At 36.5% G+C, this 14627-nt stretch carries 16 protein-coding genes and 1 pseudogene; 3 read left to right on the top strand and 14 right to left on the bottom strand.

All coding sequences use genetic code 11. The features are described from left to right. Positions 1-301: hypothetical protein (locus GILLI_RS18885; RefSeq protein WP_040506490.1), on the bottom strand; the 301-nt coding region annotated here is incomplete at its 3' end. On the opposite strand from GILLI_RS18885, the gene GILLI_RS18880 reads away from it, so the two are divergent. Beyond that, complete coding sequence (locus GILLI_RS18880) at positions 245-565, top strand: group II intron maturase-specific domain-containing protein (RefSeq protein ID WP_245545650.1); 321 nt, start codon at positions 245-247, stop codon at positions 563-565. The genes GILLI_RS18885 and GILLI_RS18880 overlap by 57 nt on opposite strands. A gap of 130 nt (positions 566-695) precedes the next feature. On the opposite strand, the gene GILLI_RS19125 is transcribed toward GILLI_RS18880, so the two are convergent. After that, positions 696-1349, bottom strand: a complete 654-nt coding sequence (locus GILLI_RS19125) for an amino acid permease (protein WP_342633061.1) — start codon at positions 1347-1349, stop codon at positions 696-698. Positions 1350-1380: 31 nt separating this feature from the next. Then, a pseudogene (locus GILLI_RS19120) lies at positions 1381-1935 on the bottom strand (amino acid permease); the annotation flags it as partial. A 764-nt stretch (positions 1936-2699) separates the two neighbouring features. On the opposite strand from GILLI_RS19120, the gene ltrA (GILLI_RS07275) reads away from it, so the two are divergent. Continuing rightward, positions 2700-3980, top strand: a complete 1281-nt coding sequence (gene ltrA / locus GILLI_RS07275) for a group II intron reverse transcriptase/maturase (RefSeq protein WP_006988454.1) — start codon at positions 2700-2702, stop codon at positions 3978-3980. A 611-nt stretch (positions 3981-4591) separates the two neighbouring features. Continuing rightward, complete coding sequence (gene ltrA, locus GILLI_RS07270; protein WP_006988453.1) at positions 4592-5845, top strand: group II intron reverse transcriptase/maturase; 1254 nt, start codon at positions 4592-4594, stop codon at positions 5843-5845. Between the two features lie 114 nt (positions 5846-5959). Here ltrA (GILLI_RS07270) and GILLI_RS07265 read toward each other — a convergent pair whose 3' ends face one another. The 11 genes from GILLI_RS07265 to GILLI_RS07220 form a co-directional block, all read right to left on the bottom strand. Then, positions 5960-6349 carry a hypothetical protein gene (locus GILLI_RS07265; protein ID WP_006988452.1) on the bottom strand — a complete coding sequence of 130 codons (390 nt, stop codon included), beginning with the start codon at positions 6347-6349 and terminating at the stop codon, positions 5960-5962. 54 nt (positions 6350-6403) lie between these two features. Beyond that, positions 6404-7345 (bottom strand): transposase, encoded by a 942-nt coding sequence (locus GILLI_RS18690; RefSeq protein ID WP_217179241.1) that lies wholly within the window; start codon positions 7343-7345, stop codon positions 6404-6406. A gap of 159 nt (positions 7346-7504) precedes the next feature. Beyond that, entirely contained in the window at positions 7505-7978 is a 474-nt protein-coding gene (locus GILLI_RS18685; protein WP_050855595.1) for an IS1182 family transposase, read from the bottom strand. A 1225-nt stretch (positions 7979-9203) separates the two neighbouring features. Next, positions 9204-9644: a hypothetical protein gene (locus GILLI_RS07255; protein WP_006988451.1), complete on the bottom strand. Its 441-nt coding sequence runs from the start codon at positions 9642-9644 to the stop codon at positions 9204-9206. A gap of 447 nt (positions 9645-10091) precedes the next feature. Continuing rightward, entirely contained in the window at positions 10092-10274 is a 183-nt protein-coding gene (locus GILLI_RS07250; RefSeq protein WP_006988450.1) for a hypothetical protein, read from the bottom strand. Between the two features lie 30 nt (positions 10275-10304). Beyond that, positions 10305-10766 (bottom strand): hypothetical protein, encoded by a 462-nt coding sequence (locus GILLI_RS07245; protein ID WP_006988449.1) that lies wholly within the window; start codon positions 10764-10766, stop codon positions 10305-10307. A gap of 283 nt (positions 10767-11049) precedes the next feature. Further along, a complete protein-coding gene (locus GILLI_RS07240) occupies positions 11050-11268 on the bottom strand; it encodes a hypothetical protein (protein ID WP_006988448.1) in 219 nt (72 codons plus the stop codon). A gap of 340 nt (positions 11269-11608) precedes the next feature. After that, the gene (locus GILLI_RS07235; protein WP_006988446.1) at positions 11609-11866 is read right to left on the bottom strand and encodes a hypothetical protein; all 258 of its coding nucleotides are present in this window, start codon (positions 11864-11866) and stop codon (positions 11609-11611) included. A gap of 219 nt (positions 11867-12085) precedes the next feature. Next, complete coding sequence (locus GILLI_RS07230) at positions 12086-12670, bottom strand: hypothetical protein (RefSeq protein WP_006988445.1); 585 nt, start codon at positions 12668-12670, stop codon at positions 12086-12088. A gap of 8 nt (positions 12671-12678) precedes the next feature. Then, complete coding sequence (locus GILLI_RS07225) at positions 12679-13077, bottom strand: hypothetical protein (protein WP_006988444.1); 399 nt, start codon at positions 13075-13077, stop codon at positions 12679-12681. Positions 13078-14022: 945 nt separating this feature from the next. Beyond that, positions 14023-14283: a helix-turn-helix domain-containing protein gene (locus GILLI_RS07220; RefSeq protein WP_006988443.1), complete on the bottom strand. Its 261-nt coding sequence runs from the start codon at positions 14281-14283 to the stop codon at positions 14023-14025. Positions 14284-14627: the final 344 nt, after the last annotated feature.

Here is a 14627-nt window from a genome sequence, read left to right as displayed (position 1 = left end):
GATGACTTGATTGTGCATTGCAGTAGCCATGGGGAGGCTGTCCATACACTTGCAGTTCTAAAAGAACGTCTGACAGAATGCGGTCTGACCCGCACATCCTGAAAAGACCAAAATAGTGTACTGTAAAAAGGATGGCAGAGACCTCAAAGGGTACCCTGTACAGTTCGATTTCTTGGGTTTCAGTTTTCAGCCGATAAGGTTCAGATTGAAAAAGGGCGGAAGCTTCCTTCAGTTTGATTGTAAAATGAGCCGAAAGTCCAAAGCTCGAATCACGGGAGAACTCCGTAAACTTGCTTTCCATAATAAAACTCAACGTGGGATAAAGGATTTAGCAAACTTGCTGAACCCCAAGATTCGTGGTTGGATTCAGTATTATGGAAAAGTAAGTCGTAGGAGCCTGCAACCAGTGTTCTATTACCTGCACAATCGTATGATCAGATGGATATTGAACAAGTACAAAAGCTTCAAAGGAAGCAAGATCAAAGCCGTAAAATGGCTTCGGTTTATTACAAAGTCATATCCAAATCTGTTCTATCATTGGGAACTGGGATACAAATTGGTCTAAATATTAGGCTCTATCGACTGTATAACAAGAGCCGTATGAATCGAGAGGTTCACGTACGGTTCTGTGAGAGGCTCGGGGTGAAATTCCCCTTGCCTACTCGACTGGGGTGTCGTGTTTTAATCTAAACGTCCTATTCACTTTCTTTCCAATGTAAAAACCATTTTTCACCGGCAAACACCAAAATAATTCCAATTGCTGAAATAATGACTACGAAAATGTCCGTAGTTGCTTTAATCCATAAAAAAGCGATTAATACGATTAAATCGAGTAACAATGCTGATATCAGTATCACTCCATTTGCTTTTACTTCTTTTCTCAGGTGTTTAAACACCCCCCAATGGACAATCATATCCATAACTAAGTAAAAAATAGCTCCTATTGAGGCAATGCGTGATAAGTCAAAGAAAACGGTTAGGGTTATGGCAATGACGACAATATAAATTAGCATATGTTTTTGAATGCTTCCTGACATTCCCAAATGGCTGTGCGGAATAAGCTTCATATCAGTAAGCATAGCTGTCATACGAGACACAGCAAAAATACTGGCAATCACCCCTGAAATTGTAGCTACTATAGCTATTCCTACCGTGAAATAAAGGCCATAATTACCAAAAGCAGGTCTTGCAGCTTCTGCCAAAGAGTAGTCCTTTGCTTTTACTATTTCTGAAATCGTTAGACTGGAATTCACTGAAATTGCCACTAAAAAGTAGACTACTGTGCAAATGATTAATGAAAGAATGATTGATCGTCCTACATTTTTTGTGGGGTTTGGTGATTTCTCCACCACTATTCGTAATGGTCGTAAATCCTTTATAAGCCAATATGGAGAGCGCAATAGCTCCTATATAACTAGCTGCTGAATAGTTATTTACATCACTTGATGCGGGTAGAATATCACTTATAGTAAACTGGGCAGCCCAAAGACCTCCAATAGCAAACACAATGATGCCAACAATTTTTATAACGGCCATAAATTGAGAAGTCTTTCCAATCACTTTATTACCTGATACATTAATGATGTAAGCAAGTATTAATAAAGCTACTCCCAGCACGGGTACCCATAAATCCTTGTTAGTTATATCAAAAAGCTGCAGGGTATAGGACCCAAATGTTCTGGCCACCAAGCTTTCATTGATAATCATAGAAAGCGCCATCAATACTGATGCAGCTGCCGTTAAAGTAGTTTTACCGTAAGCTTTCATCAAAATCATGGCAATACCACCTGCTGAGGGATATGCATTCGAAACTTTGATATACGAATAAGCACTGAAACCAGAAATAATGGCACCGAGAATAAAAATATATGGAAACCATGTTCCAGATAATTCGGCTACCTGACCTAAAAGAGCAAAAATACCTGCTCCAATCATCACTCCTGTGCCAAGCGCCACAGCACCTTTAAGGGTTAAGCTATCTTTTTTGTAATTGTCCATTTACTTTTTCTATCTAAATCTCGATTTTATCTACATGCACCCCAACGTCTCGTATAAAAACAGTGCGAGCGGGCGAGCTTGATTGTCCGCAGGACAATCAGGCGTTGCAAGCAAGCACGGAGTTTCGATTCAAGAACAAATTAAGCATTGTTTTTATATGTTGTGTGTGCCCAGTATGGGCATCTTTAAAACTACTTAAAAGTAGTTTATTAATCTAGAGGGTGCAAGTCCCTTATGCGCTGGAGTAACGTCTGGAAGCATTAGTAAGTCGCAAGGGTGGTAACCGTGAGGTTATATCTGAAGAAAGCGAGACTACAAAACTCGGTACTGACCCTTCGGCTACGCTCAGGATAAACCAAGCAGAAACCGTATACAGAGGCATATTTACTTGGGTAAGCAAACACATCATTGTAACGCCCTAAGAACACAAAAAGGGTAAGTATGTAGATACGGCAGGGATTGAGTGAAAGAAGATGTTCTTACCTGGGGAGGTCTGTGCAACTACGAGTTGGTTAAGCACAGAAGTCAGCAGAAGTCATAGTACTACTTAGAAACGGACAAGCGGTGGGATTGCTTATACCATACCCCATCAGGAACAACAGTAGGAAGGACGGAACATTAAATCAAGTTGAAATTCGATTAGGAGGCTTAGCTAGCCTAATCTTAAGCCAACAGAAGTAAGCATTATTTTTTTTTAATTTATGATTGCAGAAGTATTACAAGCCGGTAACCTTTATAAAGCAGCGCACAAAGTGATGCAAAATAACGGAGCGAGTGGAGTAGATGGTATGGCAGTCTCAAAATTAGCCCTGTATATACGGGCAAATCGAGATCAAATAGTTTCTTCTATTCACACCAATGGCTATATACCTCAAGCAATTTTAGGAGTGCCCATACCCAAAGAAAAGGGTAAATCCCGACTCTTAGGTATCCCCACCGTAGTAGACAGGTGTTTACAACAGGCAGTAAACCAGATACTAATGACCAAATTTGAATACGAATTTGAGCCATTTAGTTATGGTTTCCGCCCTAAGAAGAACATCCACAAAGCGGTACTACAAGCACAGGAATACATCAATGATGGCTTCCAAGATATTGTAGATATCGACTTAAAAGGATTCTTTGATGAAGTAGATCACAGTCTATTACTACAACTGGTTTACAACAAAGTAAACTGCCCAGTAACTCTGCGATTAATCCGCAAATGGTTACGAGCGCCCATACTTATAAAAGGGCGCTTAGTCAAACGGCGAAAAGGCATCCCGCAAGGGAGTCCCCTAAGTCCGTTGTTATCTAATATCGTATTAGATGTTTTAGATAAATTTCTTAGCAAGCAAGGTCTTCGTTATGTCCGTTATGCAGATGATTTTAGTATTTATACAAGATCGAAAGCAACAGCAAAGCAAGTGGGTAATGAGGTGTCTATTTTTCTCAAAGAAAAATTACATCTACCCATAAACCGAGCAAAAAGTGGCATACGCCGTCCCGTAAATTTTGAATTGCTAGGACATGGCTTTGTACCCATTTATAAGAAAGGTGTAAAAGGACAGTATCAACTTATAGTAAGCAAAAGAGGTTGGGAAAAATTCAAGCGAAAACTAAAACTTTTAACCAAGAAAACCAATCCAGTATCCTTATCAGAACGTTTAAGCCGACTCACACAAGTGTGCCGAGGATGGCTTAACAACTATCGGTTAACAAACATTTACACAAAGCTGAAAAAGCTGGATGAGTGGTTGCGCAACCGACTGCGATATTGCATTTGGCATCATTGGAAGAAAGCAGAACGGAAACGCAAGAATTTGATTCGTTTAGGAATAGAAAAAGGACAGGCTTATGCTTGGAGTAGAACCCGAATGGGAGGCTGGGCAGTATCCCAAAGCCCCATATTAGGCACTACAATAACCCTATCTAGATCGAAGCGAAGAGGCTATAAACCTATGACAGATTATTTAAACAAAACGCAAACTTCGATTTGGTGAACCGCCGTATACGAGACCCGCTTGGCTTGTCCAGAGCGAAGTCGAAGGATACCGTGGTGTGAGAGGCGCACTCCGTCAGTTTCTGGCGGAGCCGTCTACTCGATGTGTGCTGTGTAAGCTATAATAAAGATGGAGGCAGGTCCTCCGATGAGGGTTTTTAGGAAAACTCATCAAACCACTTCTATGACGCATCCAAGGCAACAAAGGTGTGTGAAGCGATAGGAGAAAAGGCTATTTAAAATAGTCAGGTAAGGATAGAAGAGATGAGCGAAAGCGAACCTTGCGATGAAGTGACGAAATGACCAGTTGTTGTCAAAACCTGATTTATATCGAGGAATCAGGGATAAGTGTAGAGGGAACCTAATTACTGTCTATACGGCAACCGTCATAAAGCGGGCATGACTTCTATCCAGGCTTTATTATGGAACCACAGGAAGCCTATGCGCTATGGGAAAAGGAAAACACAAGCAGGAAATACCTGTAAGTCGATTACTAATGAGCGCATAGGTTGCGGATGAAGTTGTAGTAGTGTTGAAACTCCTGTAATGGGAGCGGAGCGAAGGACTTCAGTTATACAGTTTAAATTTAAGAACAACTTAAAAATTGTAAGGATGATTTTTAAAGAACAAACAAAGTCGATCCCCATAACCAAGGAGATGGTGTGGGAATCCTACAAGAAGGTAAAAAGTAACAGAGGAAGTGCTGGAATAGACCATCAAACCCTATCGGAATTCGATAGTGTACGTTCCAAGGAACTGTACAAGGTTTGGAATAGACTGGCATCAGGAAGTTATTTTGCACCTGCGGTAAAGCGGGTCAATATTCCCAAGGCAGGGGGTAAGACCCGACCTTTGGGTATTCCCACAGTAAGCGATAGGATAGCTCAACAAGTAGTGAAGCAGTACCTTGAACCTAGATTGGAATCCATATTTTCAGAAAACTCTTATGGATACCGTCCCAACAGGAGTGCATATACAGCTATTGAGATTGTACGTCGAAACGTGCTGCGATATAGTTGGGTGATAGATTTGGACATACAAGAATTCTTTGAGAATGTAGACCATAGCCTTCTGTTGAAAGCTTTGGAACGCCATGTTTCGGAGAAGTGGGTGTTGCTCTACATCAAACGGTGGCTGGAAGCTCCAGTAATACTAGAAGATGGAACGGTTAAAATATCCACGGGCAAAGGCACCCCTCAAGGAGGGGTAATCAGCCCACTGCTATCTAATCTATATATGCATTACTGTGTGGACAAATGGTTAGAGAAATACTATCCACTAGTAAAGATGGTGCGCTATGCAGATGACTTGATTGTGCATTGCAGTAGCCATGGGGAGGCTGTCCATACACTTGCAGTTCTAAAAGAACGTCTGACAGAATGCGGTCTGACCGCACATCCTGAAAAGACCAAAATAGTGTACTGTAAAAAGGATGGCAGAGACCTCAAAGGGTACCCTGTACAGTTCGATTTCTTGGGTTTCAGTTTTCAGCCGATAAGGTTCAGATTGAAAAAGGGCGGAAGCTTCCTTCAGTTTGATTGTAAAATGAGCCGAAAGTCCAAAGCTCGAATCACGGGAGAACTCCGTAAACTTGCTTTCCATAATAAAACTCAACGTGGGATAAAGGATTTAGCAAACTTGCTGAACCCCAAGATTCGTGGTTGGATTCAGTATTATGGAAAAGTAAGTCGTAGGAGCCTGCAACCAGTGTTCTATTACCTGCACAATCGTATGATCAGATGGATATTGAACAAGTACAAAAGCTTCAAAGGAAGCAAGATCAAAGCCGTAAAATGGCTTCGGTTTATTACAAAGTCATATCCAAATCTGTTCTATCATTGGGAACTGGGATACAAATTGGTCTAAATATTAGGCTCTATCGACTGTATAACAAGAGCCGTATGAATCGAGAGGTTCACGTACGGTTCTGTGAGAGGCTCGGGGTGAAATTCCCCTTGCCTACTCGACTGGCAACAGTTTTTATTCGGTTATTATAAGATTCACAGTAGTAAATTCGGTTTCTCCAGACTTGAACTTTAGTTCGTATTCTCCTGTTGAGAGAGGAATAAATTCATAAACAGCTGTTATCGTTCGAGTAACTTGTGGGCAGATACAACCCTCATACTTTGCCTGAACTTCAATTGTTTTAGATTGTTCACTACCACTCTCTAAAAATTTTTCAAAATTTCCGCACCCATTATTAACAACAAAATCAATCTCAATTTCTACCGCTTCATTTATTTTTCCGGAAGAAGGAGCATTAACCTCTGTTACGTATTCGTTTCTATATCCGATACATTCCTTGGGATCATCATTTGTACAGGAAATCAAAATCGCAAGAAAAAGGTATAATATTAATCTAGTTTTCATATTTCATTTTTGATTTTAATTGTTGCCAACGGCAGTCTGTCTAAAAACCTACGTTTACTGCCAATTATGGGCCAAAATAAGCTTTTTAACCGTGGGATTAGGAGTAGGGCTGAAATTAGGGTTTATAGTATCATTTGAATATAATGTCCTAAAAATGGCTTTGTAAGCCTGGATTAAGACAGATAAACAAAGAATCAACTGAGCATACATCTCCCGGAACCCTTTTTTACCCATCAGACTTAATATTCGTTTGAGATTGTAGGCTATAAAGATAAAGCCTACATCTGCAGAGGCTCGTTTCTTTCCCTTTTTGGAAAGGATATGATCAAAACCCCATTGCCGCTTTATAGTTCCAAAGGGATGCTCTACAATGGCTTGCCTTCGGCGATAGAGTTCAGGATCAGCCTCCATATTTCTTTTGTTCTCTTCATAAACCGGAGTGTATATGTTCCTTGCCAGGAGTCTCCCGTTTTTGGCCGTGGTGCATAACTCCCGCACCGGGCATCCGTTACATGCTTTTGTTTTATACTGTTTAAATTCAGACTGATTGGATTTTCCCCGGTGGTTGATGTAAAAGTTCCCATTGGTTTTCAGAAAATGATTCTCAGGACAGATGTAATGATCTTCTTGCGCATCGTACACAAAATGTTGAACATTATATCTGGTGTCCGGTGCATTGGAGGCCGTGGCAGGAATGGCAACCAGGGTTTTAATCCCTAAACCCCGGGCGATTTCCAGTTCAGAACCTGTATGATAGCCTTTGTCAAAAAGAGCGGTGAAATCAGTGTTCCCAAGAATAGATTTCGCTCTTCTCACCATAGCTCCCATCGCTTTTTTATCATTATGGTTTGTGACTTCATAATCGATGGGGATGCAGTGCTGCGCATCTACGGTAGACTGTACATTGTAGGCTACCTCTGTAATATTGCCCCGGAGAATCATCTGACGGCTTTCCGGATCAGAGGTTGAAATTTGTGATTCTCCTGTTTCTTCCAATTGTTGTTTCAGTTTTTTATTAGCCTTCTTTTCTGCCGGTGTGAATGTCGCTATTCTTTTTGGGCTTCCTGCTTTTCAGCCTCCCCATCGGCCCTGGCGATATCCTGGTTGTACTGCTCCAGCTTGTTGTCAATATACTGCAGGTGCCTGTCAATTCTTTTAGTGTTGAAATTGTTTTTTTTTGCTGTTCTGTGCCCGGAGTTTGGTGCCGTCACCGGCGATGATCTTACCGCCAATCAGGTTAAAGTTCCTGGCAAGTTGCACTGTGGCACGAAAGACCCTTTTAATGGCATCCGGATTGTCCTTTCTGAAGTTGGCAATGGTATTGTGATCCGGGGAAAGTTGTTCAATGAGCCACATCATTTCAATGTTGCGCCTGCATTCCTTCTCCAAAATCCGGGAGGAACGTATCCGGTTCAAATACCCATAGATGAACAATTTGAGCAGTACCGCAGGGTGATAAGCGGGTCTTCCTCCTTCGGGAAAGCGTACCTTAAAACCCATTTTTTCCAAATCAAGGCTGTTGACAAAGAGCTCGATGGCACGGACTTCATTCTCTGTCTCAATACTTTCTTCTAATGAAACAGGAAACAAAGCAGCTTGTTTCCGATCTTTTCCTATAATAAATTTCATAGCATGAAGATACCCAAAGTTCTAAAAAGAACGAAAACGATCCTGAAAAAGTAGTCAACAAAGTTGTTAAGAAAAAGGAAGGTTTTTAGACAGTCTGACGGTCTTGGTTAAGGCAAGTAGCGTGGAGTAGGGACACGTTCTTGTCGGCTTAGTTGATTATTTCTTGGTGTCTAAAATAATACTTTTTACTCAAATGCCCACTATTTGCGCTTAACCGATGTTACCTACTGTAGCGACCAGGTTTGAGTAAGAACGAACGATTCCGCATTCCTCTCTTTATTGGTTAAATTTTAGTAGAACTTTTGAAATTGAGTGAGAGTAAGTATTTACTGAATTTATTCCTTAGATTTATTTTCATCTAATTCCGTTCGAGTAAGATTTAGAGAGATATTTTCATTTCTAATTTCTTAAATTTTTGTTTTAGTTCTTTACTTCTATTTTTCATTTGATTCCATTCGAGTAAGAATCAGAACGAATTATTTTTATCTCTGAATTTCTCATTTGAAGCTTTTGTTCTTTAAGATATTTTTCATTTAATTCCGTTCGAATTAGAGTCAGCTGGAATTATTTTCTTTAAAATATTCTTCGTTTTTGTCGCGGAGCTATTGTAGGTAACGTCTGCGTATAAGCGCCGTTTTTTTTTAAATGGCGCTTATGCGCCGTTGCGTGCAGTAATTTAGCATTATTTGGTTAATAATGCGAATCAAAAATTACGAAGTCAGACGGGTGCTACAATAATTTCTTTTAAAATGGATTTTATTTTTACTTATGTGTCTTTATCCTCTCGCGCTGGATAAAGCATCGTTGGTAAAAAATTCGGGCTACGAGTCCAACTCCTGGAATTAAACTGCAAAATTACCGGAAATCCTCCATAGAAAATATGGTTTCTTTCCGCTACCTTTCCTCAGACTTTGGTACGTGTCAACGTTCTGATAGTGAAACTCTCAACGATTTCAATCGCACAAGTCTGAAAAAGGGAGCCTTCCTTTGTCCGCTCCCTTGATTTAATTCCAGGAGTTGTCCACATTTTAGTAACCTTTCCCCAAAATCCATTTTAATTTCCAGAAGCCCGTTTTATTGCATGCAACGGTCTTGTTTAACGCAAGTGGCGTGGAGTAGGGGACACGTTCTTGTCGGCTTAGTTGTTTCTTTCTTGGTCTCTAAAATAACAATTTTAGTTCAAATACCCGCTATTTGCTGTTAAACGATGTTGTTGCGCGTTTTTTTAGTACTCATATCTTATTAAACCGTTATAGTCCGCAATTTTTAAATTAATAGCTTCATAATTACCTAGTTGTAATGGTTCAAGATTAAAGGAAATAGTTCGAGTAATAAATGCTTCACATTCTTCTATATTTATCAATCTTAATTTTAAATCTCTTTGAGGTACAGCAGTTTCCGATATTCCACCCAAATCCACTAAATCAATTTCCCAACTATTTCCATCGCAACCGGACGAACCAAATTCAATTTCTAAACAATCTTGATTAACTGTTATATTCTGTATTGTATAATTGTCCGTATTTGTCAGATTATAAAGATCACTATTAATTATAATACATTTATCGCAATTGCCCGATTCGGAACATTCTACAGGATTATCATCATTTTTGTCACAACTAATAATTAAAAAAATTATTATAATTAAATATCCAATCTGTTTCATAATAGCTCTATTAAAATGTTCTATACAATAGATATTGACTTTTCAAATGGTTGCGCTCTTTTAAACTTTAATTTATTCTAAAGTTCTAATTTTCAATCAGTTTTTCAAATTAAAAATGCTGAATCTAAAAATATCTTCTGATGCTATCTTTGTTATTTTATTCTATATATTCTTTGAATTTTCATTCTGAAAAATGCGCTACAACGGTCTTGGTTAAGGCAAGTGGCGTGGATTAGGGACGCAAACTTGTCGGCTTTGTTGTTTGTTTCTTGGTCTCTAAAATATAACTTTTTGTTCAAATGCCCGCTATTTGCGCTTAACCGATGTTGTATTTTGGGGCGATACTCCGAGTAAGTATTAAATATATCCGTTTTTCACATATGAGTAAACTCAGCAGAGTTGAGTTTGCTTTTACAAACATATTTAATTCCGACATCGATTTTTAGATTACTTATCCGTTCTTTTATTGGCAGTAACTAAAATTAAAAGGCCAATAGCATTAAGAATTAAACCTCCAATTGTGAACATATTGGTATTCATTTGAGAGTTGCTAAATTTTAGCCCAATTCCAATTCCGATAATGAAAATTGCAAATATCATTATTCCGATACCGATTTTTCTTTTATTCATTTATATGTTGTTTTTTAGAATTCTAGTTTTTTATAAGACGTTATCAATAGTTTTTTTATCTAATCTGTGATTTTCAAACACATCTAAACCGGTTTTTAAAAATCCGATAAATCCAATTCCTAATACTATTGTTCCGAAAGATAACTGTTCAATATTCTCATTATTTGTAATAAAATAACCAAAGATTCCAAAGGTCAGAATTGAGAAGGTGAGAATTGTCAATATGCCAATAAATAATTTTCCTTTTTTCGGATTTTCCCATATTTTTTTTGAAAAATTACTTTGCGTTTTAGTTGTGTCTTGAAGTGTAGAAAAACTAATTCCCAATCCCATAAAGATCAAAACAAAGTTGTATTGTTCAAAAATTATGTCGGGATTTTTAATCAAATAATTAAACCCATTCAAATAAGGCTTAACTGAAAAATAAAGCGCGAGCAAAATAAATGGATATTGGAGGTAACTTATAATTTGAAATATTTTTCGATAATTCATTATTTTTCAATTATTTTTTTCTGAGCCCTAAATTACAACGGTCTTGTTTAACGCAAGTGGCGTGGAGTAAGGACGCGAATTTGTCGGTTTTGTTGTTTGTTGATTGGTCTCTAAAATAATACTTTTCAGCATAATGCCTGCCATTTGCTGTTAAACGATGTTGTAAACTGTGCTTTTGTTAATCAACTTTTCAAATAATTAAAAATTATTATTCCAAAAATGATAACTAATGCTCCCCAGTGAATTTTATAATTCGGATTCAAATCTATATTTAGATTTTTTATTAATTTTTTATTCTTAAGTCTAATTGTCGTTTACCTAAAGCTTTAAAAGAGGAACTCAAAATAAATTGGTCAGAACCCAAATCAAATTTGTGTTTTGTTGCAAAAAATGAAAACTTATTCGAAACCTCAATTTTATCACCAAAAATACTCTCATTTCCAAATAAGGAATTAAAGAATTCTATATTATTTGAATCTATCTCAAATTCTGCGTATTTCATTCTTTCGATTTCATTTTGTTATTTGATATAACATTCCAAATAGTTCCAATAATTATTATTCCAATAACCAGATAGAACGCATAGTTTTCATATTTCTCGTCCATATAATTGTTCGGTATATAAGATAATGCGAATCCGAGTAATATGCCAATAAATATTTTTATAGATTTCATATATTTTTTGAATTTTTTTAAATTATTGTATTAGTTAAAATTTTGGTTACATTGTTAACAAACATTGTTGTAAACTGTGCTAACTTTTATCTTGTACTTTTACTCTTATTCTAAAAGTAGAATTAAAGCTACGGACTTTTCAGTCAGAAGAGATTGGGATTAATTTTTTAGTTCATTTCATATACATCAGAATTATTAATCAATTCCGTTTGAAGTCTCGTTAATTCATTTAGAGCTATCTCATTTGTGTCATATAATCCGAGAACTACGTCTTTTCCCAACCACGAAGCATTTGAAACACTACCAACTATGGCATTTTTTTTCTTGCCTCCCCAATTTCTTGCTAATGAAAATGATGTACATTTAACTAAATGTTTTTTGTCTTGACTTCTTATCCACATTGTGTATTCTTCCTTTGATTGCATAAATTATATTTAAAACTTTTGTCTGTTATGGTCTTGGCTACTTTTTTTATTTCTCGCATTTGGCTGCTCTGGCATTGTTTACAACGGTCTTGGTTAAGGCAAGTAGTGTGGAGTAAGGACACGTTCTTGTCGGCTTTGTTGGTTTTTACTTGGTCTCTAAAATGTTACTTTTTACTCAATTGCCCGCTATTTGCGCTTAACCGATGTTGGGCACAGTATTTATTCTAGATTATATCGTTCTTTAAATTTTTTCTCGTATGCGTTCGTGTTTGAAATATTATTATTGTATCCCAAATTCATTTCTCTAATCAGTTCGTTATGAATCTCCTGTGTAAATTCTAAGAATTCCCAAGGTTTTGGAAAATTGTTAAATGGTAAATCCGTTTTTCTAATAGGTTCAGAGATTGTACTTCCTGCTAATGAGGAATAAACAGCTATAAAAACTCCAATTTTATCTTTTAATTCTTTCTTTGGGAGATATGAATTATTTATTACGTATAATCGAGAAAGTTTCTTCTGAAGGTCAATTTTGTTAGAAATATCTGTTAGAGCTTTAATCTGTCTTAAGTATTTTTCTTCATCTTCGTTTTTTTTTAATTCGGATAAAACAGTTTCCTTAAAAAAATAGGTGTCGTAGAAGTAGTTATAATTCATATTTAAAATATGAGTTATTTCAAGTATTTCTTCAATCCTCCCAATTCTAGATTGCCTTGTGGCAATTTTCCAATTTTGAATATATGCAATAATCGATAAAATTATCGCGATTATCGAAATTGCGTAGGTTAGGTAAACATTTATTTCCATTTAGTTTTTTAATCAAGTTTTATCAACTTTCCTGGCATTTCGTATGATAAAGTATCATTTTTAATTAATCCTGAATAAGTCAAAGTATCACCTTTAATTTCTAAAACTTTAATATGAATTCCTCCAGAATTATTTATGTAATTAGCTAGGTCATCTAAATTTTGAGATTCTTGATAGGTTAAAATATAATTACAATCATCCTTGTATTTAATATTAATTTTAATTTCATCTCCATTTTCGTCTAATTCAAGTTGTGTTCCATTTTTTCTTGAAATTTTATAAGATTCAGGATTTAATGAATCTGCTGGAATCAAAAACTCACCTTCTTTAAAATCTGCGCAAGTCAGTTCCTGTGCACAAGATGAAAATGATGTTAGAATTGATAGTAGGAGTAATAATTTTTTCATTTTTTCTTTGTTCTGCTCATTGTGAATATTGTGCCCAACGTCTGCGTATAAGCGCCGTTTTTTTTCAAATGGCGCTTATGCGCCGTTGCGTGCAGTAATTTAGCATTATTTGGTTAATAATGCGAATCAAAAATTACGAAGTCAGACGGGTGCTACAATAATTTCTTTTAAAATGGATTTTATTTTTACTTATGTGTCTTTATCCTCTCGCGCTGGATAAAGCATCGTTGGTAAAAAATTCGGGCTACGAGTCCAACTCCTGGAATTAAACTGTAAAATTACCGGAAATCCTCCATAGAAAATATGGTTTCTTTCCGCTACCTTTCCTCAGACTTTGGTACGTGTCAACGTTCTGATAGTAAAACTCTCAACGATTTCAATCGCACAAGTCTGAAAAAGGGAGCCTTCCTTTGTCCGCTCCCTTGATTTAATTCCAGGAGTTGTCCACATTTTAGTAACCTTTCCGCAAAATCCATTTTAATTTCCAGAAGCCCGTTTTATTGCATGCAACGTGTTATATCCCCAGCAATATACTCATTTATACCAAATTGTTACGGGATAAACGCAGCTTATATATTATATTATTACCAATTCTTATTTAAAAGAATTGGTAATAATTCAAAGATGATAAAAAGTATTACTTAATTTCTGATATGGTAGCTATATTGCTTTTTAAATTTTCTAAAGAATTCGGTTAGAGATATATTTTCTTTTTGACAGATATTATAAATTGTTGCGAGAGGAACCTTATAACCTTCTTCCTCTCTCATTTTTGTTAAGACAGAAGATGAAAGTCTTAGTAAATCTGCATAGATATTTCGGTTTGTAGTGTTGCTATTTATGCATTAATGACGTCTTGAAATAGAATAATACTTACACCAATAAAATTTAATTTTAATGGGTTTGGAAAGAGAGATCTTTTTGATGGAAAAATTTATAATTAAACTACATATCAATCTTATATTTCTTAATATCAAACTCAAAATCAAACAATTCTTTTGGCTTGATATTTAAACCTTTAGAAAGCTCTAGTACTGTAGATAACTGGATATTGTGTTTACCCTTTTCTATTTTACTAATATAGCTATAATCTAAATCGCACCGTTGCGCCATCTGTCTATAAGACAATTTTTTGATTAGGCGTAATTTTTTAAGTCTTTCCCCAAATCTTATTAGGAATTCCTTATTTGATAAATCAATATTCATATAAAGGTGCTTATACGAGCAATCTCAAAAATTTTAACATAATTAATGTGGCATTATATAACCACATTAGAAATATTTTTATATATTTGATTCATTATTAATATATTGCGATTCTTTTAATACAATTTTAGAAGCATTCGCTTTGAATCTCGCGTTGGGAAACTGGTAATTTTTATGCAACGAGATGATAAGCAAGGATGCTCACGACCCGGGCGTGGGCTCTCTTATCATTGCATGGTATACCAGTACCTCTAACGTGATAAGTTGAGTACCCACGCCTTTTTGTGTCTACACATTACGGCTTCCTGCGGTACCTACTTTTCTTCAAAGCACAGCTTTATTTT

Source organism: Gillisia limnaea DSM 15749, from assembly GCF_000243235.1.
Lineage (GTDB): Bacteria > Bacteroidota > Bacteroidia > Flavobacteriales > Flavobacteriaceae > Gillisia > Gillisia limnaea.
The sequence above is the reverse complement of the archived record's forward strand: the minus strand, read 5'-3'. Positions and strand labels throughout refer to the sequence as shown.